Genomic DNA, 21,375 nt, shown 5'->3' on the forward strand with positions numbered 1-21,375 from the left:
GAAATCAATGAGAAATAAAAAACCTCTTAAAATAGTTAGTTTTAAGAGGTTTATAATTTTAAAGTCTTTTAATTTCTATATCTTGAAATTATCGGTCTTTTTATAGTCACTTTTTTCGTATCTCTCAACACAATCTTTATAGATTTGTCTTGCTTCTTCAGCATTTCCCCAACCACCAACATCTACTTTTTTCTTTTCTAAATCTTTATAAACCTGAAAGAAATGTTCTATTTCTTTTAATCTATGCGGATTTAAATCTGAAATATCATTTTTGTTATTCCAAATAGGATCTGAAATTGGTACACAAATAATTTTTTCATCTGGTCCTTTTTCATCTGTCATGTGAAAAACTCCAATTGGTTTTACTTCAATAACACACATAGGAAAAGTTGGTTCATGTCCTAAAACTAAAACATCTAATGGATCGTCATCTAAAGCTAAAGTCTCTGGTACAAAACCATAATCTGCAGGATACATCATAGAAGAGAATAACATCCTATCAAAACGAATTTGACGTAAATCAAAATCGTATTCATATTTATTTCTACTTCCTTTTGGTATTTCAATTAAAACATCGAAAGTTTTTTTTTCTTCTGGACTCATGAATTTCTTTATTTATCTATTTTAAACTAACTGCAAAAGTAATACATCTAGCAAGTTTTTCAATATAATTTATTATGAATTTACGCAATACTTTTCGATTAAGTTGATTTTTTCAATCAAAAAAAATCCTTTTTTCATCTATTGAAAAAAGGATTTCTAAAAAACATTTAAAATACTATATTATACGTACAATACTTCTTTTACAGCTTTTATAACATCGTTTGCATTCGGAATCCATTTCTCAAATAATACTGGAGAATAGGGTGCTGGTGTATCTGCCGTTGTAATTCTTTTAATAGGAGCATCTAAATAATCGAATGCTTCTTCTTGTATTCTATACGTAATTTCAGAAGCAACACTTGCAAATGGCCACGCTTCTTCTAAAATTACCAATCTATTTGTTTTCTTTACTGAAGTTAAAATAGTAGCATGATCCATCGGACGTACTGTTCTTAAATCGATTATTTCAATAGAAATATTTTCTTTCGCTAACTCATCAGCAGCTTTATAAGCTTCTTTAATAATTTTCCCAAAAGAAACAACAGTTACGTCCGTTCCTTCTCTTTTAATGTCTGCAACTCCAATAGGGATAATGTATTCTCCTTCTGGAATCTCCATTTTATCACCATACATTTGCTCAGATTCCATAAAAATTACTGGATCATCATCTCTTATAGCAGCTTTCAATAAACCTTTTGCATCATAAGGGTTTGACGGTACAATAACCTTTAAACCAGGCGTATTAGCAAACCAGTTTTCAAATGCTTGGGAGTGTGTTGCCCCTAATTGACCTGCCGAAGCTGTTGGCCCTCTAAAAACAATCGGACAGTTAAGTTGCCCACCAGACATTTGTCTAATTTTTGCTGCGTTATTTATAATTTGATCAATTCCTACTAAAGAAAAATTAAATGTCATGTATTCTACAATAGGTCTGTTGCCATTCATAGCAGAACCAATTGCAATACCTGCAAAACCTAGTTCGGCAATAGGAGTATCTATAACTCTTTTTGCACCAAACTCGTCTAACATCCCTTTACTAGCTTTATAAGCTCCGTTATATTCTGCAACTTCTTCTCCCATTAAATAAATGCTTTCATCTCTGCGCATTTCTTCACTCATGGCCTCACAAATTGCCTCTCTGAATTGAACTGTTTTCATTGAATCTAAATTATTGTTTATTTTAGTTTAGCAAAAGTAAGGAATTTATGAGTAAAAAATTTATAAAAAGACACATTACTAAAACTTTTTAAATTACTCTTCAAGATTAAAAAATACTTAATTCTTTATTGTATTTAAAATTTTTAATTTCTGAAATTTCTAGCAGACTATGAAACAAAAAGTCTGTGGTATATTTTTTATTTTTATTTGAAATAAGATTTTTTATTTTCTCTGGATTATTTTCTTTAAAATTAGTAGAATACCAAACCAACATTGCAGGGTTTTCAGACGCTTTATTTTGTTGCGCATGAAACCATTGTCCGTTTTCACCAAGAATTTCTCCATGGTCTGATAGGTAGATAAGTATTGTTTCTTTGGATGATTTTTTCAATTCTTCAATTAAATTATTTAAGAAAAAATCTAAATACAAAAGGGTATTATCATACGAATTTATAAGTTGTTCACTAGATAGAGAACCAATATATTTACTATTTGTGGTTGGTGTGAATATTTCAAAATCTTTGCTATATCTACTATTATAATACCAATGACTACCAATCATATGAAGTGTAGATATCTTATTTTTAGCCATATTTTCATCTTGTTTAAAAAGATCTAATATTTTTAAATCTTTCTCTTTTTTGAAACTTAAAACAGAATGAAATTTATCTACAATTGTAACTTTTTGATTGCTGTTTACAATAGCTTCATAGCTCTTTTCTAAAGATTGATTCCCAATCCATTCAGAAGAAAAAGATGCACTATCTAAAATACTAAACAAACTATAAAAAGCAGTACCAACAGAATCTAAAACAGATTTATTTGTTAATATCTGAGGAACGCTAATTGCAGTATAAGTTAAAGGAGTTTCAATGTTTTTAAAACTGATGATATTTTGTTGTTGAGAAAGTAACGGATTCGTTTTTCTGGCGTATCCATTTAAAGACAAATGATCTGCTCTTACAGATTCGCCAAGAACAAAAATAATATGAAGGTTCTCTTTTGATGAACTTATATTTTCCTCAATTACTTTTAACTTGATTTTAGATTTTTCTACATACTTTTTTATGGCTACAAAAGCGTTGTAAGGAAGCTTTCTCTTTAAAACTCCAAAACGATAGTTTTCAACAATAAAAAAAGAAATAATTGCAAGAACAGCAGCAATAAACAAAGGCGACTTAATGCTATTTTTTTTAAGTTTTCTAAATTTTTTTATAAAAAATAAAGAGCAACACAATGCTAATAAAACAAACAAAAAGAATTGAAAGCTAAAAACATCTACAGCAATATCTATTTTAGTTTCCAATATTGCCTGTATAATACTAGCTTCAATTGTAATATCTTGTGTGTAAACCCAAAAAGCTAAAGAAGCTAAAACTGTAAATACCAAAGGAAATACAACACTAAAAATATTTTTAAACAAACTTAAAATATAGACAAAACCAAAAACTGAAAATTGTAAAATAAAAAAATGGACACCATAAACAAGCACACTTTTTAAAGGCCCAAAGGGAATATGAATGTATGAAGAGATGCTTACAAAAACAGCAATTAATAGGTTTAGAAAGAGGTGAAATAGGATCTCTTTCTTATATACTTTTATTTTTCCCATTTTATAAAGGCATGTATTTGTGTGAAGGCTTAAAGGCTATATTATAGCTAACTGAACCAATACCAATAGTGTTCTTTATAATTATTAATTTTATAAATATTAACGCTATAATTTGCAATGCTAAAAGAGAAGTGGTATTTTTATCAAAGAAAGAAAAAACCTTTAATTTTGTATGTTTTGTAATGGATAAATGCCAAAAAATTACACCAATAATCCCAAAACCTTTTAACTTATTTATCCAATCAATTCTATCTTTTGGGAAAGTGTCTTTATTTTGCAATCTGTTATTTTATTGTTAAATATAATTGTAGACAATATTACTTAATAACAAGCATAAATAAAAATTAGAAAAGCTTATTATTTTTCGGAATATATATGAAACTGTTAAATAATTAAAAAATTTACTATGCATGCATAGTAAATTTAAAAAAAAGACGTAATTTCGTCAACAAGAAAAGAATATAAAATTATAATTTATGAAAATATTAGTTTGTATTAGTCACGTTCCAGACACAACTTCAAAAATTAATTTCACAAATAATGATGCTGAGTTTGATAAAAACGGAGTGCAGTTTGTAATTAATCCTTATGACGAGTTTTGTTTAACAAGAGCAATGTGGTTTAAAGAAAAGCAAGGTGCTTCTGTAACTGTTGTAAATGTTGGTGGAGCAGAAACAGAACCTACACTTAGAAAAGCATTGGCCATTGGTGCAGATGATGCTATTAGAGTAAATATAGATCCTACAGATGGTTTTTTAGTCGCAAAAGAATTAGCTGCAATTGTGAAAAACGGAAGCTATAATCTAGTGTTAGCTGGTAAAGAATCTGCAGATTATAACGGACAAATGGTTCCGGGTATGTTAGCTTCTTTAGTAGATTTTAACTTTGTAAATGGTTGTGTATCGCTAGAAGTAGAAGGCACAAACATAACTGCAAAAAGAGAAATAGATGGTGGTACAGAAACTTTAGCTACAGCTTTACCTTTAGTTATAGGTGGTCAAAAAGGGCTTGTAGAAGAAAAAGATTTGCGTATTCCTAATATGAGAGGAATTATGATGGCGCGTAAAAAGCCCTTGCAAGTAGTAGAAGCAAATGGTGCAAACGCAACAACAAACAATCAATCTTATGAGAAACCCGCACCAAAAGGCGCTGTTAAATTAGTGGCAGCAGATAACCTAGATGAATTAATCGACTTATTGCACAACGAAGCAAAAGTTATTTAAATTTCTCAGGAAGTTTAAACAATCTAAAAGAGCATCAATAAAATAATTAAGAATTCATTTTTGTAAACTATATTAGTTCATCAGAAATATAAAAATATAAAATATGTCAGTTTTAGTTTTTGCCGATTCAACGGAAGGGAAATTTAAGAAAACTGCTTTTGAAGTAGTTTCTTACGGAAAAAAAGTTGCAGAACAATTAGGCGTTAACCTAGTTGTGTTAACAATAAATGCTACAGATGCATCTGAGTTATACACGTATGGCGCAGAAAGGGTATTAACAGTTTCAAATGAAGGTTTATCTACCTTTAACGCAAAAGAATATGCAGCTGTAATAACACAAGCAGCAAACAAAGAAAATGCAACAGTAGTTGTTATAGACTCTAGTATAAATAGTTTGTATTTATCGCCATTAGTAGCGGTTAGTTTAGAAGCGGGTTATGCATCAAATACGGTAGCTGCACCTTCAAGCACTAATCCTTTTACTGTAAAAAGAAAAGCGTTTTCTAACAAAGCATTTTCAAATACTGTAATTTCTACAGAGAAAAAAGTAATTGGGGTTGCTAAGAATTCTTTCGGAATTCATGAAAATTCTGTTGCAGGATCTTTAGAAAGTTTCGATGCAGAAGTGGTTGCTTCTGGTGTCAAATCAGAAAAAGTAGAAAGAGTTACGGGTACAGTAACCATCGCAGATGCAGACATTGTAGTTTCTGCAGGTAGAGGTTTAAAAGGACCAGAAAACTGGGGCATGATAGAAGAATTAGCAGCAGTTTTAGGCGCAGCAACAGCTTGTTCTAAACCAGTTTCAGATTTAGGATGGCGTCCTCATGGTGAGCATGTTGGCCAAACAGGAAAACCTGTAGCCTCTAATTTGTACATCGCAATTGGTATTTCTGGCGCAATTCAGCATTTGGCAGGAATTAACGCATCTAAAGTAAAAGTAGTCATTAATACAGACCCAGAAGCACCGTTTTTTAAAGCTGCAGATTATGGTGTTGTAGGAGACGCTTTCGAGGTTGTACCTAAGTTAATAGAGAAATTAAAAGCATTTAAAGCTGCTTAATATGTTTTGGGCGTGCCCAAATTATTTAGTATAGAACTTTTAAAAACCTATCGAGATTAATTTTTTTGATAGGTTTTTTTAATGCAAACAGTCAAATAAATAATTTCGTCGGGCTTTCGCTACTCGCTTTTTCTTTTTTGTTTCATTTCAATCAACAAAAGAAAAGAGCTCAAACAATAGCTCAATCCCTCACGCGGGCTTCAGTTATTGTAAAAAAATAAATTCCGTAGTAATAACAGTTTTCACTATATAATTTTTTAGTAAATTGTGCCCTTAAAAATTAGCTTACTATAATAAGTTAAAAGCTAATTTTATTTTCCGTAGCAAGATATATGAGTTTGATAAAACTAACAATAAAAGGAATTTCATACAGCCAGACACAAACAGGTGCTTATGCACTCGTGTTAAGTGAAATGGAAGGAACCAGAACCTTACCAATAATTATTGGTGCATTCGAAGCACAATCTATCGCCATCGCTTTAGAAAAAGAAATTAGACCTCCAAGACCCTTAACACATGATTTGTTTAAGACGTTTTCAGATCGTTTCTCAATAGAAGTCAAAGAAGTTATCATACATAAATTGGTAGATGGTGTTTTCTTTTCTAGTCTTGTTTGTGAAAAAGACGGAGTAGAAGAGGTCATAGATACAAGAACATCAGATGCAATTGCAATTGCAGTTCGTTTTCAGGCGCCAATTTTTACATATGAAAACATTCTAGACAAAGCAGGTGTTTATTTAAAGCTAGAAGAAGAATTAGGGTTAACAGATACTTCAGAAGCACAAGATATTTCTACAGAAATAGAAACTATCTTAGAAGTTGATACAGCGGCACCTTATGCGAATCTACCAGTCTCAGAATTAAATAAGAAATTAGACGCAGCAGTTTCTGATGAAAATTATGAATTGGCAGCAGAAATTAGAGACGAAATTAGCAAACGCTCTTAAAAATTAACGAACTTACTTATGAAGAATCTATTATTAATTGCCTTTTGTTTTGTTTCATTAACTTTTTTAGGGCAAGATTTAGAGCAAGATTGGAAAATTGATACTGTTACAAAATCAGACGGATCTTCTTTGTTAGAATCAGAAGAGGTACAGATGTTCTCTTTAGAAGCTGGTAATTTTGAGTTTCCTGTTTTTGGTGAAAATGAAAAAGCATCAGGAACATACCTTAGACAGAACAACTTAATCATCTTTAATTTTTTAAAACCAAAAGAAGCATTAAGATATTTTAATATTATTTCTTTCGATAATGCGAGCTTAGTTTTATCCGAAGGAAACGTTACTTATACATTTTCATCTCAAGAATATGCAAAAATAGTATTGCCAGAAAATGAAGAAAGTACAGCGTTACCAATAGCAGATACATCGCTAGGTGAACCAGCAGCTGAAAGTGAAAATGAAGAAATTATTGCAAGTGGAGACTTTACTTTTACAAGTTTATGGAGAGGTGTTTTAGGAATGTTTTCTTTGATAGTTATTGCCTTTTTATTTAGTTCTAATAGAAGAGCAATTAGCTGGAAAAGGGTTGCCATTGGTATATTTCTTCAATTAGTTATTGCTGTAGGAGTTTTAAAAATTTCTTTTATTCAAAAAGGATTTGAGTTAGTAGGAAAGCTGTTCATAGAAATTTTAGAATATACCAAAGCTGGAAGTCAATTTTTATTCGCAGGTTTAATATCAGATATGGATTCTTTCGGATATATTTTTGCTTTTCAGGTATTACCAACTATTATCTTCTTTTCTGCATTAACCTCATTATTATTTTATTTAGGAATCATTCAATGGATTGTTAAGATGTTGGCAATAGCTTTGTCTAAATTTTTAGGCATTTCTGGCATGGAAAGTCTATCTGTTGCAGGAAATATTTTCTTAGGACAAACAGAAGCACCTTTGTTAATTAAAGCATACTTAGAAAAGATGAATAAATCTGAAATGCTTTTAGTAATGATTGGTGGAATGGCTACTGTTGCAGGTGCCGTTTTAGCAGCTTATATTGGCTTTTTAGGTGGTGGCGATAAAGAATTAGAATTAATTTTCGCAAAACATTTATTAGCAGCCTCTGTGATGGCGGCTCCTGGTGCAATTGTAATTTCTAAAATACTGTATCCACAAACAGAAGAGGTAAATACAGATGTTACAGTTTCTCAAGAAAAAATAGGTTCTAATATTCTAGATGCAATTGCAAACGGAACAACAGAAGGCTTGCGTTTAGCAGTAAATGTTGGTGCCATGTTATTGGTTTTTGTAGCCGTAATTGCAATGATAAATGGTGGTTTAGATTTAATTGGTAATTTAACGTCTTTAAACGATGTAATTGCAACAAACACAGCTTACAACAAACTTTCTTTAGAGTTTATTTTAGGATATGCTTTTGCGCCTTTAATGTGGCTAATTGGTGTACCAACAACAGATATGACGTTAATGGGACAGTTATTGGGTATTAAATTAGTTGCAAGTGAGTTTGTAGGTTATATTCAACTTTCAGAACTAAAAAATGTAGCGAATGCAACACATTTAACCTATAACAAGTCAATTATTATGGCAACATATATGCTGTGTGGTTTTGCAAATTTTGCTTCTATTGGTATTCAAATTGGTGGAATTGGATCTTTAGCTCCTGGACAACGTAAAACATTATCAGAATTCGGAATGAAAGCATTAATAGGAGGTACAATTGCTTCTTTAATGTCTGCTACTATTGCTGGAATGATTATAGGATAGTGGCGAATCGCCACAGATAATTAAAAAATGTTATCTCCAAATCGTTAATAACTTTAAAATATTATACAAAAAGCTTCGATGGAAATTACTGAAGCTTTTTTTATTTATGACACTAAAACAAATAAACAAATAAACGACTAAACAAATAAACGAGTAAACAATGCGTCAATATCACGATTTAGTAAAGCACGTTTTAGAAAACGGAAACGAAAAAGGAGATAGAACTGGTACCGGAACAAAAAGTGTTTTTGGTCATCAAATGCGTTTTGACTTAAGTGAAGGTTTTCCTATGGTTACGACCAAAAAATTACACTTAAAATCGATTATTTATGAGCTACTTTGGTTTATAAAAGGAGATACAAATATTAAATACTTACAAGATAATGGTGTGAAAATCTGGAATTCTTGGGCAGACGAAAACGGAGATTTAGGTCCTGTTTATGGACACCAATGGCGTAACTGGAATAGCGATGATATTGATCAATTACAAGATGTAATAGAGACTTTAAAAAACAATCCGAATTCTAGAAGAATGATGGTTGCTGCATGGAATCCTTCCGTAATGCCAGATACTTCCGTTAGTTTTTCAGAAAATGTAGCTAACGGAAAAGCAGCTTTACCACCCTGTCATGCCTTTTTTCAATTTTATGTTGCAGACGGTAAGTTGTCTTGTCAATTATATCAGAGAAGCGCAGATATCTTTTTAGGAGTTCCTTTTAATATTGCTTCTTACGCATTGTTTACAATGATGATGGCACAAGTTTGTGGCTATGAAGCGGGGGAGTTTATTCATACTTTTGGAGATGCTCATATTTATACTAATCACGTAGAACAATTAGAACTGCAATTATCTAGAGACATAAGACCTTTGCCAAGAATGAAGATGAATCCTTCAATAAAAAATATAGAAGATTTTACTTTTGAAGATTTTGAATTACAAGATTACAATCCGCATCCACATATTAAAGGAAAGGTTGCAGTTTAATAGAATTATAGCATAAAAAAAGAGCTTTCAAATTAATGAAAGCTCTTTTCTCTTCTTCATAGCATTATCTTATAACTTAATTACGCTATTTTCTGCATTGGCAAAATCACTCCAAGCGAAACCATCAGCTTCATTTTCATTCACATAAGCTCCATCAATTAAATATTTAAATTCATGAGAAGTTTTCGTTTCTAAATCAACAGTTCCTTTAAAAGAACCATTTTTTAATTTTTTTAACGGAGCAGATTCGGCATTCCATTCATTAAAACTACCAACCACTGCTACAGTATTAGCTTCTTTTGCAGCTACAGTAAATGTTACTTTACACACTGGTTTGCTTTTTAAAAATTGTTTTTTAATTGCCATAATTATATTGATTAGAATTTCAGTGTAAAAATATACAAGATGAGTAACATTATCGGCGTTATTTTTTATTTACCGAAATAATTATGATTTCATAATGTGATGTAGAGTAAAACTAATAATTATGAAATAATTAATAGACAAAAGGGACTATAATTAAATATAATATAATATCTTTTGTACTGATTTTCAGTGTTTTTATTTCGAAATCGGTTTCGTAAAGCTGTTTTTTTTGACGAAAATGATGTAAAAACGTCAAACCTGAAATGATTTCTCTTATTTTTGTTAAAAATGGATTCAAACTATGATTACAGTAATCGCCGCAATTGCAAATAATAATGCTTTAGGAAAAGACAATGATTTAATTTGGCATTTACCTGCCGATTTAAAAAGGTTTAAAAGAGTAACAACAGGTCATTATATTTTAATGGGTAGAAATACTTTTGAATCTATAGGAAAACCATTACCAAACAGAACAACTATAATTATCACTAGAAATAAGAATTATTTTAAAGATGGTTGCTTAATTGCAAATAGTTTAGAAGCTGCAATTGAGTTGGCAAAAGAAGAAAAACAACTCTTTATTATTGGTGGTGCTCAAATTTATAAAGAAACAATTGCTAAGAATTTAGCAGATCAATTAGATATAACTGTGGTGCACAGCGAATTTGAGGCAGACGTGTATTTCCCAGAAATAGATGTAAAAGTTTGGAAAGAAGTTGCTAGAGAAGATTTTTCTGCAGATGAAAAAAATAAATATGATTATAGTTTTATTTCTTATCAGAAAATTTAATTAATTCGTCCGTTTCTAAAGCCTCCACCTAAATTCATTTTATATTTTCTTTGCGCAAAAAGAAAGTAATTAAAAAGCTTATAGTTTACTTCGTAACCATAATCTATGTTGGCTTGGTAATCTATAATGTTTTCATAAATATTTGAATTAAATCTACTCGGACTTTGTGCCCTTTGGTTCCAAGTAAGCACCCAAGACCTGTTTCTTGCTTCCATATAATTCTGGCTATAAAAACCTTCTGGATGTGCAGTAGAGGCTAAATAAAAGGTGAAACCAGGATCTATAATTATAATTTCATATTCTAAACTATCGTTGGCGATCACTACAGGGGCTTCTTTTTGGGTTTTGGTATTATTTATTGGAGATGAACCACAAGACCAAAGAAGAATTGCTACACAAATTATTAAAGAAATGTTTTTTAAAAGTTTCATAATCAATCAATTTAGTACTAGTAAAGCTGCAAAAATTATTCCAAAATAGATGGATTTCTAGATGATTTAACACTAATTTTCGTTTTTTAAATTTATTATAAATGAAAAATAGATGTTTTTGGGTTTCAGAAAGTCAGTTATATATAGACTATCACGACAAAGAGTGGGGAGAACCTGTTTATGATGATGCAACACTCTTTGAATTTTTAATTTTAGAAACCTTTCAAGCAGGCTTAAGTTGGATAACTATTTTAAATAAAAGAGAAAATTTTAGAAAAGCTTTTGATCATTTTAATTATGAAAAAATAGCAATGTATTCCGATGAGAAATACGAATCTTTATTGCAAGATGCTGGTATTATTAGAAATAAATTAAAAATAAAAAGTGCGATTAGAAATGCACAACTTTTTTTGGATGTTCAACAAGAATTTGGGTCTTTTTCTAAGTTTATTTGGTCTTATGTAGCGGAAAAACCAATTGTGAATACATTTCATAAAAGAGAAGAAGTACCGGCAACAACCGCTCTTTCAGACAAGATTTCTAAAGACTTAAAAAAACGCGGATTTAAATTTGTAGGTTCTACAGTAATGTACGCATATATGCAAGCTGTTGGTATGGTAAACGATCATACAACAGATTGCTTTAAATATTCTAAAAAATGAAAATAATAGTAATACCCAGAGAAGATTTAAAAAAAATAAGTGCTATTTTTAATAGAGAAGCCGGTTTATTTATTGCTTCAATTTTTATTCTTTTTTTTGATGGAATTTACTTCAATCATGAGTTCTATCATCTGCAAAAATTTTTTAATGTACTTATGATTTCAGCATTTACAATAATGCTTTATAGGGCAGCTCCAAGGGTAAAAGAACTCATGGTATATGCTGTTTTTTTAGGTTTTATTGGTGAATATTTATTTTCTAAAGGATTAAATATGTACACCTATAGGTTGCAAAACATTCCACTCTATGTACCTTTTGGACATGCTGTTTTGTTTGCCAGAATTTTTAGGTTTAGTAAAGCGTCTATTGTAAAAAAGCATCAGGAAGAATTAGCTAAATTATTTCAAATATTAATCGCAATTTTTGCAACTATTTATTTGGTTTTTTTTAGTGATGTTTTTGGTTTTGTAATGACGGTATTTGTTTTTCTTTTACTTTGGAAACGTCCAAAAGATAGGTTGTTTTTTTATTCTATGTATATTTTGGTCGCTATTTTAGAAATAGGAGGAACCGCTTTTGGTACTTGGAAGTGGCCTGGTACAGCTTTTGGAGTTATTGATTTTCTACCAAGTAATAATCCGCCAAGTGGTATTAGTTTATTTTATTTCTTGCTAGACATTGGGTGTTTTTTTATATACACACAAAGACATAAATATACTTGGAGAAGATTAAAAAATATAAGAAGAATAAAAACAGTTTAATTTCCTGCAAGTAATCGAATGGCAACAAAAATAAAAATAATTATACTACCGTAAATAAGTACTTTTTTGCCTGCATTTTTATAATAACGTTCATGGTTTTTGATGTCTTTCCTGTAACTATAAATCATTAAAGCAATAAAAGCTGTAATAAAAAAGATCATAAATATAATTCTACCAGTTGTAAAATAAGCGCTTAAAAACATGTTTAATTTTCTTTATAATTTATATAAATAGAACAATTGTAGGCTTTATTTTTCAATATTTTTCCTATATATTGTCTTTCTAAAAATGAACCTATTAGAAGTTGCAAAATTACAAATTAAAAAACTTCTATGAATTAAAATACAGATGAAAAACAAAATAAAAGCAGTGCATCAATTTCACACAGCATTTAAACTAAATATTCAAGACACACCTACAGTTGCTATTTCAGAAGATAGAAAAAAATTGCGTTTTGAGTTAATGAAAGAAGAAAATGAAGAATATTTAGAAGCTGCCAAAAACAACGATTTGGTAGAGGTGGCAGATGCCTTAGGAGATCTGTTATATATTTTATGCGGAACCATTATAGAACACGGAATGCAAGATAAAATTGAAGCAGTTTTTAATGAAATACAGCGCAGTAATATGAGTAAATTGGGTGAAGACGGAAAACCAATTTATCGAGAGGATGGTAAAGTTTTAAAAGGACCAAATTACTTTCAACCAAATATTAAAGAAATTTTAGAAAAATAGGCTTTGTGATTTAATCGAAATTAGCACTGTTTGTGCGGACAAAATCGATGACAAGCTGAACAATATCTTCGGTATTGTTTTCAAATTCGGTGTCTAAAGCATCCCATAAATCAATATTTGATTCTTTTTGCATCAAAATTGCTTGTCGTATTCTTGAATCTTTAGGAACAGGCATTTGTGGAAATAAGTATATTGCTCTGGTGAGGATATCAATGGTTTTTTCTGCTTTAATTGCCATATACGCATGAAAAATTTCATGAGTAAACTGGCCAGAAGAACTAAAAAAGAATTGAATAAAACCGCCATTGGCAACACCTTCTTCTAAAATATCAATGTAAATAAAAGTTCTTTCAAACTCGTTTAAATTACTGAAATCATCTTTTTTAGGGATTTTCTTTCCAATAATTTCTCCAATTCTGGTTATTTGTTCAGTGTCGTCATTTAAAAGAAGTGCAATTTCTGTAGATGTCATTTTGTATTATTTAATTTTTTTTACTCTTTTTAAGCTCATTCCCTTAATCATCCAATTAGGCAATGGTTTTTAGGATCTCTATTTTTTAAATTGATGTTTATTCCTAACTTTTTAACAAGAGGTACTTTATGAGTTTCTATAAAATCAATAAGTGTGCCATCAAAATCTTCGATATACCCCCAATGTCCGTTTGCTTCTCCCATTTTAAAAGAAGGATTGCTAATTATTTGAAAAGGAACACCTTTTTCTAGGCATTCAGTCTTTAGGACTTCCATGTTTTTAACATCAAAGCATAAGTGAATATACCCTAAATCTCCCCAATATCTGTCTTCAAAAATTTTATTAGGTGTATTTTCTAAACATTGTATCAATTCAATCTGGCTAGCACCAAACAATTTAGAAAATCCACCAACCCTTTCTTCTGAATGAGAAAGTACTATTCTTCTAAACTTTTTTTCTCCATTATTTAGTGAGCTTAAGTCCTTAAAAACACCTGTTTTGTCAAACTCTACAATGTCATAACCTAAAATATCTCTGTATAATTTTAAAGAAGTATCGATGTTAGAAACACCAATAGCAGTTCCTAATATACCACCAACATCATTTTTTTTATCTTGATACCAAGAGTTACTTTCTTTAATCTTTAAAATATTATCGAAAGGATCTTTTAGAAACATCTGGTTCTTCACAAATATCAGAAATAATGTTTTCTTTTAAATTCTACAGTCTTTTGAAGGTTTTATAGATGTTTTTTGTTTTAACAAAAGGGAATTGAATGCCTAAATCGCCAATTTTAAAAGGTGTTTTAGGTTTGGAAGGTGTGCTGTTTGTAAATTGCCAAATCTCATAACCACCACCACCTTGCATATTCAAGGCTAATAAAGCTCTTTTTTTTCGAGATTTTCCGCCCATGTATTTTGCCATATAGGTGGCTTCGTTACTATCATCAAAAATTAATGCATTTGCACCCAATCTTGTGGCGTACCATTTAAAAGCTTTAGCTGCATTTGCAACACCAATACCAACTTGTTGAATACCATAAATTAATTTTTCAGTCATTATTTAGTAGGCTAATTTTAGTTATAATTTTTTTATTGATGGTCAGTATTTAATAATTAGTCTCAAAAAATATAAGGTGACGAAATAGTAGTATCCTAACCTCTAAACTAATGAAACTATTTTAAAGTCTTCTTAAATAATTACGTATTTTTTAGAGGAGTAGTTTTATTTTTATTTAAAATAGAAAAGAAATAAGGTCTATACAATGAAGAATAAGTGTTGTTTTGAATATAAAAAAAAAAGCCTTGAACGTTCATTTTCAAGACCTTTTGTGTGTAATAAAAATATATTTATTCTGTTGCTTTGATGAAAGCTTCTTTACCACCAACTATTGGTATTATAATAGAAGTTCCGTTTAAATCAACAGTTAATTCTGTTCCTGGTTTAGGTAAAACGGTGTAATTGTTGTCACTAGAAAAAATCATTAAACCAATTTGCTGTCCTTTTTCTATTATTTGATCGTCTGGTTGTAAATCAAAAGTCATTTCGTAAAATTTACCAGGTTTTAAAGGTTTACTTTTAGTTAAGGATTTATGATTCTGTAAATCTGCCCAACCACGTGTAATAATATTATCTGTAATTTTTATCCTTCTACCGTCATTCCAAGGCAAAGAAACCAACCAAACAGATAAATTTATGGCAGGTTTACTACTAGCCGCTTTTATTGTAATTGAAGTTAAGCCAGAAATATGAATGTCTTCTTTTAAAATAGGCGAAAGATAGAGTAAACGATGATTAGTATACTCTGCCTGCGCTAAAGCTTCTCCTGAAAAAGAGTAATTATCTACCAACGTTTCTTTTCCTTTAGAAATAATATTTACAGACAGTTTACCAGCTTTTGGTGCTCCTGCTTCTAAATGCAAAGTTACAGGTTTTGCTTCCGGATTCGGATAGTCTGCATACGCCGTTGGTGCATCTCTTTGATCATTTTCTCTGACAATCCAAGCTTTTGCATCGTTTTCAACATTATTTTCTACGCCGTGTAAATAATGGGTAAACCAACGATTCATCATTTTCATTGGAGGTGGTCCTCCATGTCCATTTTGATGGTAAAAGATCTGAGAAGGAATTCCCATTTCTTTGGCTCTCTTGTAGATTCTGTAACTGTGTTCTGGCATTACATTCCAGTCGTTAAAACCATGAGACATTAGCAAAGCTGCTTTCATTGGTTCCATGTCATTTAAATAATCTCTTCCAGCCCAAAAATCATTATAATCTCCAGAGGCTCTGTCCATTCCATTTGCCAATTCAGTATCTCTAGTAACCTTATTATTATGCGCTCTGTTTGCTTCTTTTCCACTATGGATAAAATCGTACAAAACATCAATATCTTCCCCTAGATAACCACCAGGAGAACGGACTAAACCGTTAGAACGGTAATAATGATAATAAGAAGTATTTGGAGCCACCGGAATAATAGCTTCTAAACCTTTTACACCAGTTGTAGCTGCTGCTAAAGGAATTGTTCCATTATAAGAAGTTCCTGTCATTCCTACTTTTCCAGTAGACCAGAAAGCGGTAACAGTTTCATTTCCTTCTCTAGAAGTATACCCTTTTGCACGACCGTTTAACCAGTCTATCACAGCTTTTGGAGCTAGAGATTCGTTATCTCCACCAACCGTTGGTGAACCATCAGACAAACCTGTTCCTGGAGAAGAAGAATGCATAACAATATACCCTCTAGGAACCCACGTTTTAATTTGAGAATTCGAAATAATTGGTCTTTTTCCTCTTCTTTCTACTTCTACGCGTGTTCTTTGTTTTTCTTTTGCACCAATTTCATGCTTCACGTCCCAAAATAAACCTGGTGTATCTCCTGCAGTTCCTGCATAATACGGACTAGATTCATAAACAACAGGCAATTTTAACCCTTCAGATTCGGTTTGTTCGGGTCTTGTAACATCTACATGCATTCTATCTAATCTACCATCACCATCGGTGTCAAATGCAGTTTCTACCCATAAGTCGGAGCGAATCCACTTGCTGTCATCATTAAAAGCAGCAACAATTTGAGCTTCACCATCTTTAAAAATGGGGATTGCTTTTTCTTGGGCAGTTACTTGAACTACAAAAGCAAGTAGTAAAATTAAAATTGATTTTTTCATCTTTTATTTTGAATGTATTAATGTCTATCTTTTTTTATATAATCGGAATCAAATCTTGGTTCTTGTTTCTAAAAGCGAAGCGATCTGGTTTCTTTTTATTCTTTTAATACTGAAAACTCTATTGAAGAATCGGTAAAAACAGTGTGTGTTTGTGTTTTAAAATCTTTTTCATCTGCTTTGTAAATATTATCTACATATGTTTGTGGATTCAAGTCGATTAAAGGAAACCAAGTACTTTGCACTTGAATTTGTAATTTATGTCCTTTTTTAAAGGTGTGAAAAACATCTTGCAGTTTAATATTTACGTCTGTCTTTTTATTCGGAATAAAAGGTTCTGGTGTCTCGAAACTATTTCTAAAACGTCCACGTAAAACTTCACTTCGCACCATTAAATGATAATTACTCATTTTTAAATGATCTTGTAATTTATCGTTCGTTTCTTCTACATTATCAGGGTGTACGTCAATCACTTTTACAATCCAATCTGCAGCAGAACCCGTAGTTGCCACTTTTAATTTGGCTAAAATATCTCCAGCCAACGTAAAGTTTTCGGTTAAAACTTCTGTCTCAAATACCAACACATCGGGTCTTCTTGCCGCAAATCGTTGGTCATCTGTCATGTATTTTCTAGGTGTAAAAACGGTTTTAATATCTTCGGAATACGGAACAGGACGTTTAATATCGCTAATAAATTTTATTTCTGATGCTCGTTTTTTATCTGGGGTTAATTCTTGATTTTCAGATAAAAACCAATCTTCTTTCACCACATTTTTAGGAGGCCACGCGTCATACGATTTCCATTCTTTCTTACCAGAATCGAAAACATAGGCTTCTGGCAAACCAGAGTTTTTATCTCCATTTCCTTTTAAGAAATGGTTGAAAAATTTTGTTTCAATATCTTTCTGAAACTTTAAAGAAATAGAATCTCCAAAATAATAATTACCCACATAATTTTCTACGGTATTTCTAGCCCATTTTCCATGATCCCAAGGGCCAAAAACTAAGGTATTGTAATTGTTTTTTGCGTGTTTTTCAATAGCTTTATAAGTTTCTAAAGGTCCGTATAAATCTTCTGCATCAAATTCTCCAGCAACAACCATGGTTGCAACAGTAGCAGGAACTTTGTCTAAATGTTGAATAATTCCTTTGCTTTGCCATACAGAATCGTAATTAGGATGCTCTGTAATTTCTTTCCAGAAAAAATCGTCGATTCTGTCTTTGTTTTCCGCTGTTTTTACGTCTAACTTATCATATTGAAAATATTCATTCAGGTTTTTTAAAGGGCCTTTGTCTAGAAAAAACTGATATTGATCTTTAGAATCCATCTTAGGAAAAGAATACCAAGCAGAATCTGTTGGGGTGTCTTTGTAAGTTCCGAATAATGAAATGGCTCTAAAATAACTTAATAAAAAAGCACCATTATGGTGAAAATCATCAAAGAAAAAATCGCCAATACTTGCTTGTGGAGAAGCTGCTTTTAATGCAGGGTGTGCGTCTATTGTAGAAACAGTTGCATAATGTCCAGGATATGAAATTCCCCAAGTTCCCACATTTCCGTTGTTATTTTCTACATTTTTAACCAACCAATCGATGGTGTCATAGGTATCTGAAACTTCATCGGATTGTTGTGCTGTTTTATTCGGAATATAGGCACGCATGTTATCATAAACACCTTCGCTCATCCAACGACCACGAACATCTTGATACACCACAATATTTCCTTCTTTCATTAAATGAACATTCGGCGCTATTTTGGTTTTCATTTTACCTTCTCCGTATGGCGCAGAACTATAAGGTGTTCTTTGCATTAAAATAGGGTATTTATTAGAAGTGTCTTTTGGAGAATAAATGGTTGTATGCAGTTTTGTACCGTCTCGCATGACAATATTTACTTCTTTTTTAATGTAATTATCAATTACATAGGTGTCTTTTTTGTCTTCTTGTTCTTTTGTAGAATTACAAGAAGCAAATAGGAAAAGACTAAAAATGGTTAATAATAAAAGTTTTTTCATTTGAATGTTGATTAGTTTCGATAAAATTACGAAACAATTAAGAGTTAGGGAAAATTCTTCTGTTAAAATGAATTTTTGAAATTACTTTTGTAAAGTGACTAAGAGAATTTTTGGTAGTTATTATGCATTGCATGTCATTTCGAAAGAGTTTTTTAAGCGATTGAGAAATCTTATTCATGAGAAGTAGTTGTGATAATATTTTTCTCATATTGTATTAAAGGTACATTTCTGTGGTTCTTTTTTTGAGTTTTTATATTATTTTCTAAAAATAGTGAAACTTTAAGGATTGCCTTTAGCAAGCAAAAAGCTTAGCCCTGATTGAAACGGCATCCTTTTTAGAGGTACGAAAAAAAGATATAGTGTAAAGCAGGAAATAGCTTCTAATTATTCTAAAAGACATTCTTAGAAATAAGTGTTTATTCAATTAAAATTCTCGTATTTTTGCAAAATATGGAAGGCACAAAAAGACATCAACTAACAGATTGGTTACCAACAACAAACAAGGAAGTTAAAATTCGTGGTTGGGAAGAATTAGACGTTATTTTATTTAGTGGAGACGCTTATGTCGATCATCCATCATTTGGGCCTGCTGTAATTGGGCGTATATTAGAAAGTTACGGTTTACGCGTAGCAATTGTGCCGCAACCAAGTGTAAATGATAATTTACAAGATTTTGAAAAATTAGGAAGACCTCGCTTGTTTTTTGGAGTTACGGGTGGTTGTATGGATCCGATGGTTTCTAATTACACTGCAAGTAAAAAACGAAGAGATAAAGATGCGTACACGCCAAATGGCGATAAAGGTTTTAGACCCGATTATGCAACTTCTGTATATTCGAAAATATTAAAAGAAAAATACCCAGATATTCCTGTTTTAATTGGTGGAATAGAGGCTTCTTTAAGACGTGTAACACATTATGATTACTGGTCTGATAAGTTATTGCCTTCTATTTTAGAAACGTCTAAAGCAGACATGTTGGTGTATGGAATGGGAGAGCAGCCTTTGCGTGAAATTGTAGAATTAATGCAAAAAGGAGTGCCGTTTTCTAGTTTGAAAAACATTAAACAAACGGCTGTTTTTGTTGATGAAAAGATAGAAAAATTGCCTGTTGTGAATGATTGGGATGATGTAACCATTAATTCTCACAAAGCTTGTTTGGCAGATAAGAAAACATTTGCTTCTAATTTTAAGGTGATTGAACAAGAATCTAATAAATTAAAAGCAAGAAGAATTTTACAAGATGTTGAAGGAAAAACGTTGGTGATAAATCCGCCATTTCCTACCATGACAGAAAAGGAAATTGATGGTTCTTTCGATTTGCCTTTTACGCGTTTACCACACCCAAAATATGACAAACGTGGACCAATACCTGCGTTTGAGATGATAAAATTCTCTATTAATATTCACAGAGGATGTTTTGGTGGTTGTAGTTTTTGTACCATTTCTGCGCACCAAGGAAAATTTATTGCGAGTAGAAGTCAGGAATCTGTTTTAAAAGAAATAGATAAAGTGGCAAATATGCCAGATTTTAAAGGGTATTTATCTGATATTGGCGGACCTTCTGCAAATATGTATCAGATGAAAGGGAAAGTACAATCTATCTGTGATAAGTGTGTTGCACCAAGTTGTATTTCGCCAGTGATTTGCTCTAATTTAGATACGTCTCATAAACCTTTAACGGAGCTATACCAAGCAGTTGATAAACATCCAAAAATTAAAAAATCTTTTATTGGAAGTGGAATTCGTCATGATATGTTGGTGCCAGAATTCAATAAAAACGCAGATCCGAAAGAATTAGATGCGTATACAGAAGAAGTAATGACAAAGCATGTTTCTGGTCGATTAAAAGTTGCGCCAGAACATACTTCAGATCCTGTTTTAAAATTGATGCGTAAACCGTCCTTTAAATATTTTCATATGTTTAAAGAGCGTTTCGATAAGATAAATATTAAGAAGAAATTAAATTTACAGTTAATTCCGTATTTTATTTCGAGTCACCCAGCAAGTGAAGTGGAAGACATGGCAAATTTAGCTGCAGAGACCAAAGATATGGGCTTTCAGTTAGAACAAGTGCAAGGTTTTACACCAACACCAATGACGGTTGCAACGGTAATTTATTATTCAGGATTTCATCCGTATACTTTAAAGCCAACAAAAACGCCGAAGACAAAAAAGGAGCGTGAAGACCAACATAAATTTTTCTTTTGGTATAAGAAAGAAAATAAAGATTGGATTAAAAACACACTTAATAAAGTTGGAAGACAAGATTTATTACAAAAATTATTACCAGAAAATAATTCTTGGAAAAAGAATAAAAATGCCAAAGAAGTAAAAAATACTTTTGATGACGCAGTGCCTGTTCCTTTTAATAAACGAAAGAAGAAGGTGAGTAGAGCGCCTAAGAAAAAGAGGAGGTAGTAGAAGTTCTAATTAATAATCTCTAATTAAAACTTCGGTTGGAATATTCTGTTGCATGCGGGTATTCAGACAAAATTCCATTAGTTCTGATCTTTTTTCTTTAATTTAAAATGCATGTCATAATATTTCTTAAATAAATTGTATCCTCTTCTTCATTTTTGGCTAATATCCAAAGGGTCAATACCGTTATTTATTTT

General features: G+C 31.4%; 22 protein-coding genes. 10 read left to right on the plus strand and 12 right to left on the minus strand.

All coding sequences use genetic code 11. From position 1 onward, the window contains the following. Window positions 1–75: 75 nt before the first annotated feature. The 4 genes from ES045_RS07175 to ES045_RS07190 form a co-directional block, all read right to left on the minus strand. A complete protein-coding gene (locus tag ES045_RS07175; protein ID WP_147114655.1) occupies window positions 76–603 on the minus strand; it encodes an inorganic diphosphatase in 528 nt (175 codons plus the stop codon). 180 nt (window positions 604–783) lie between these two features. Beyond that, window positions 784–1,761 (minus strand): pyruvate dehydrogenase complex E1 component subunit beta, encoded by a 978-nt coding sequence (locus tag ES045_RS07180; RefSeq protein ID WP_147114658.1) that lies wholly within the window; start codon window positions 1,759–1,761, stop codon window positions 784–786. Between the two features lie 106 nt (window positions 1,762–1,867). After that, the gene (locus ES045_RS07185) at window positions 1,868–3,373 is read right to left on the minus strand and encodes a phosphoethanolamine transferase (protein ID WP_147114661.1); all 1,506 of its coding nucleotides are present in this window, start codon (window positions 3,371–3,373) and stop codon (window positions 1,868–1,870) included. 1 nt (window position 3,374) lies between these two features. Beyond that, the gene (locus tag ES045_RS07190) at window positions 3,375–3,653 is read right to left on the minus strand and encodes a hypothetical protein (protein ID WP_147114664.1); all 279 of its coding nucleotides are present in this window, start codon (window positions 3,651–3,653) and stop codon (window positions 3,375–3,377) included. Window positions 3,654–3,849: 196 nt separating this feature from the next. Between ES045_RS07190 and ES045_RS07195 the strand changes: the two genes are divergently transcribed. From ES045_RS07195 to ES045_RS07215, 5 genes are all read left to right on the plus strand, one after another. Continuing rightward, a complete protein-coding gene (locus ES045_RS07195) occupies window positions 3,850–4,596 on the plus strand; it encodes an electron transfer flavoprotein subunit beta/FixA family protein (RefSeq protein ID WP_147114667.1) in 747 nt (248 codons plus the stop codon). A 103-nt stretch (window positions 4,597–4,699) separates the two neighbouring features. After that, the gene (locus ES045_RS07200) at window positions 4,700–5,656 is read left to right on the plus strand and encodes an electron transfer flavoprotein subunit alpha/FixB family protein (protein ID WP_147114670.1); all 957 of its coding nucleotides are present in this window, start codon (window positions 4,700–4,702) and stop codon (window positions 5,654–5,656) included. Window positions 5,657–5,988: 332 nt separating this feature from the next. Further along, entirely contained in the window at window positions 5,989–6,603 is a 615-nt protein-coding gene (locus tag ES045_RS07205; RefSeq protein ID WP_147114673.1) for a bifunctional nuclease family protein, read from the plus strand. 18 nt (window positions 6,604–6,621) lie between these two features. After that, entirely contained in the window at window positions 6,622–8,382 is a 1,761-nt protein-coding gene (locus tag ES045_RS07210) for a NupC/NupG family nucleoside CNT transporter (RefSeq protein WP_147114675.1), read from the plus strand. Between the two features lie 160 nt (window positions 8,383–8,542). Then, entirely contained in the window at window positions 8,543–9,367 is an 825-nt protein-coding gene (locus ES045_RS07215) for a thymidylate synthase (RefSeq protein ID WP_147114679.1), read from the plus strand. Between the two features lie 69 nt (window positions 9,368–9,436). Here the strand turns inward: ES045_RS07215 and ES045_RS07220 are convergent, their stop codons facing one another. Further along, window positions 9,437–9,733, minus strand: a complete 297-nt coding sequence (locus ES045_RS07220) for an isoamylase early set domain-containing protein (protein WP_147114682.1) — start codon at window positions 9,731–9,733, stop codon at window positions 9,437–9,439. A gap of 301 nt (window positions 9,734–10,034) precedes the next feature. Here ES045_RS07220 and ES045_RS07225 point away from each other — a divergent pair, with 301 nt between their 5' ends. Further along, the gene (locus tag ES045_RS07225; RefSeq protein WP_147114685.1) at window positions 10,035–10,523 is read left to right on the plus strand and encodes a dihydrofolate reductase; all 489 of its coding nucleotides are present in this window, start codon (window positions 10,035–10,037) and stop codon (window positions 10,521–10,523) included. Here the strand turns inward: ES045_RS07225 and ES045_RS07230 are convergent. After that, window positions 10,520–10,954, minus strand: coding sequence for a DUF6146 family protein (locus ES045_RS07230; protein WP_147114688.1), 435 nt, complete (start codon window positions 10,952–10,954; stop codon window positions 10,520–10,522). The genes ES045_RS07225 and ES045_RS07230 overlap by 4 nt on opposite strands. A 101-nt stretch (window positions 10,955–11,055) precedes the next feature. Here ES045_RS07230 and ES045_RS07235 point away from each other — a divergent pair, with 101 nt between their 5' ends. Next, window positions 11,056–11,616 carry a DNA-3-methyladenine glycosylase I gene (locus tag ES045_RS07235; RefSeq protein WP_147114691.1) on the plus strand — a complete coding sequence of 187 codons (561 nt, stop codon included), beginning with the start codon at window positions 11,056–11,058 and terminating at the stop codon, window positions 11,614–11,616. Then, on the plus strand, window positions 11,613–12,377 hold the full coding sequence (locus tag ES045_RS07240) for a hypothetical protein (protein ID WP_147114694.1): 765 nt from the start codon (window positions 11,613–11,615) through the stop codon (window positions 12,375–12,377). The genes ES045_RS07235 and ES045_RS07240 overlap by 4 nt, the downstream gene beginning before the upstream one ends. Here ES045_RS07240 and ES045_RS07245 read toward each other — a convergent pair. Then, the gene (locus tag ES045_RS07245; protein WP_147114697.1) at window positions 12,374–12,580 is read right to left on the minus strand and encodes a hypothetical protein; all 207 of its coding nucleotides are present in this window, start codon (window positions 12,578–12,580) and stop codon (window positions 12,374–12,376) included. The genes ES045_RS07240 and ES045_RS07245 overlap by 4 nt on opposite strands. 145 nt (window positions 12,581–12,725) lie before the next feature. On the opposite strand from ES045_RS07245, the gene ES045_RS07250 reads away from it, so the two are divergent. Continuing rightward, complete coding sequence (locus tag ES045_RS07250; protein ID WP_147114700.1) at window positions 12,726–13,112, plus strand: nucleoside triphosphate pyrophosphohydrolase family protein; 387 nt, start codon at window positions 12,726–12,728, stop codon at window positions 13,110–13,112. A gap of 10 nt (window positions 13,113–13,122) precedes the next feature. Here ES045_RS07250 and ES045_RS07255 read toward each other — a convergent pair whose 3' ends face one another. From ES045_RS07255 to ES045_RS07270, 5 genes are all read right to left on the minus strand, one after another. Continuing rightward, window positions 13,123–13,584, minus strand: coding sequence for a DUF4375 domain-containing protein (locus tag ES045_RS07255; protein WP_147114703.1), 462 nt, complete (start codon window positions 13,582–13,584; stop codon window positions 13,123–13,125). 47 nt (window positions 13,585–13,631) lie between these two features. Beyond that, window positions 13,632–14,261: a VOC family protein gene (locus tag ES045_RS16600; protein WP_223267200.1), complete on the minus strand. Its 630-nt coding sequence runs from the start codon at window positions 14,259–14,261 to the stop codon at window positions 13,632–13,634. 43 nt (window positions 14,262–14,304) lie between these two features. Beyond that, window positions 14,305–14,643 carry a hypothetical protein gene (locus ES045_RS16605; RefSeq protein ID WP_223267201.1) on the minus strand — a complete coding sequence of 113 codons (339 nt, stop codon included), beginning with the start codon at window positions 14,641–14,643 and terminating at the stop codon, window positions 14,305–14,307. 290 nt (window positions 14,644–14,933) lie between these two features. Then, window positions 14,934–16,748 (minus strand): Xaa-Pro dipeptidyl-peptidase, encoded by a 1,815-nt coding sequence (locus ES045_RS07265; protein WP_147114707.1) that lies wholly within the window; start codon window positions 16,746–16,748, stop codon window positions 14,934–14,936. A 95-nt stretch (window positions 16,749–16,843) separates the two neighbouring features. Then, a complete protein-coding gene (locus ES045_RS07270) occupies window positions 16,844–18,760 on the minus strand; it encodes a CocE/NonD family hydrolase (RefSeq protein WP_147114710.1) in 1,917 nt (638 codons plus the stop codon). Window positions 18,761–19,210: 450 nt separating this feature from the next. Here ES045_RS07270 and ES045_RS07275 point away from each other — a divergent pair, with 450 nt between their 5' ends. Continuing rightward, entirely contained in the window at window positions 19,211–21,178 is a 1,968-nt protein-coding gene (locus ES045_RS07275; protein WP_147114713.1) for a YgiQ family radical SAM protein, read from the plus strand. Window positions 21,179–21,375 lie beyond the last annotated feature (197 nt).

Source organism: Polaribacter sp. IC073, assembly GCF_007997075.1.
Taxonomy (GTDB): Bacteria; Bacteroidota; Bacteroidia; order Flavobacteriales; family Flavobacteriaceae; genus Polaribacter.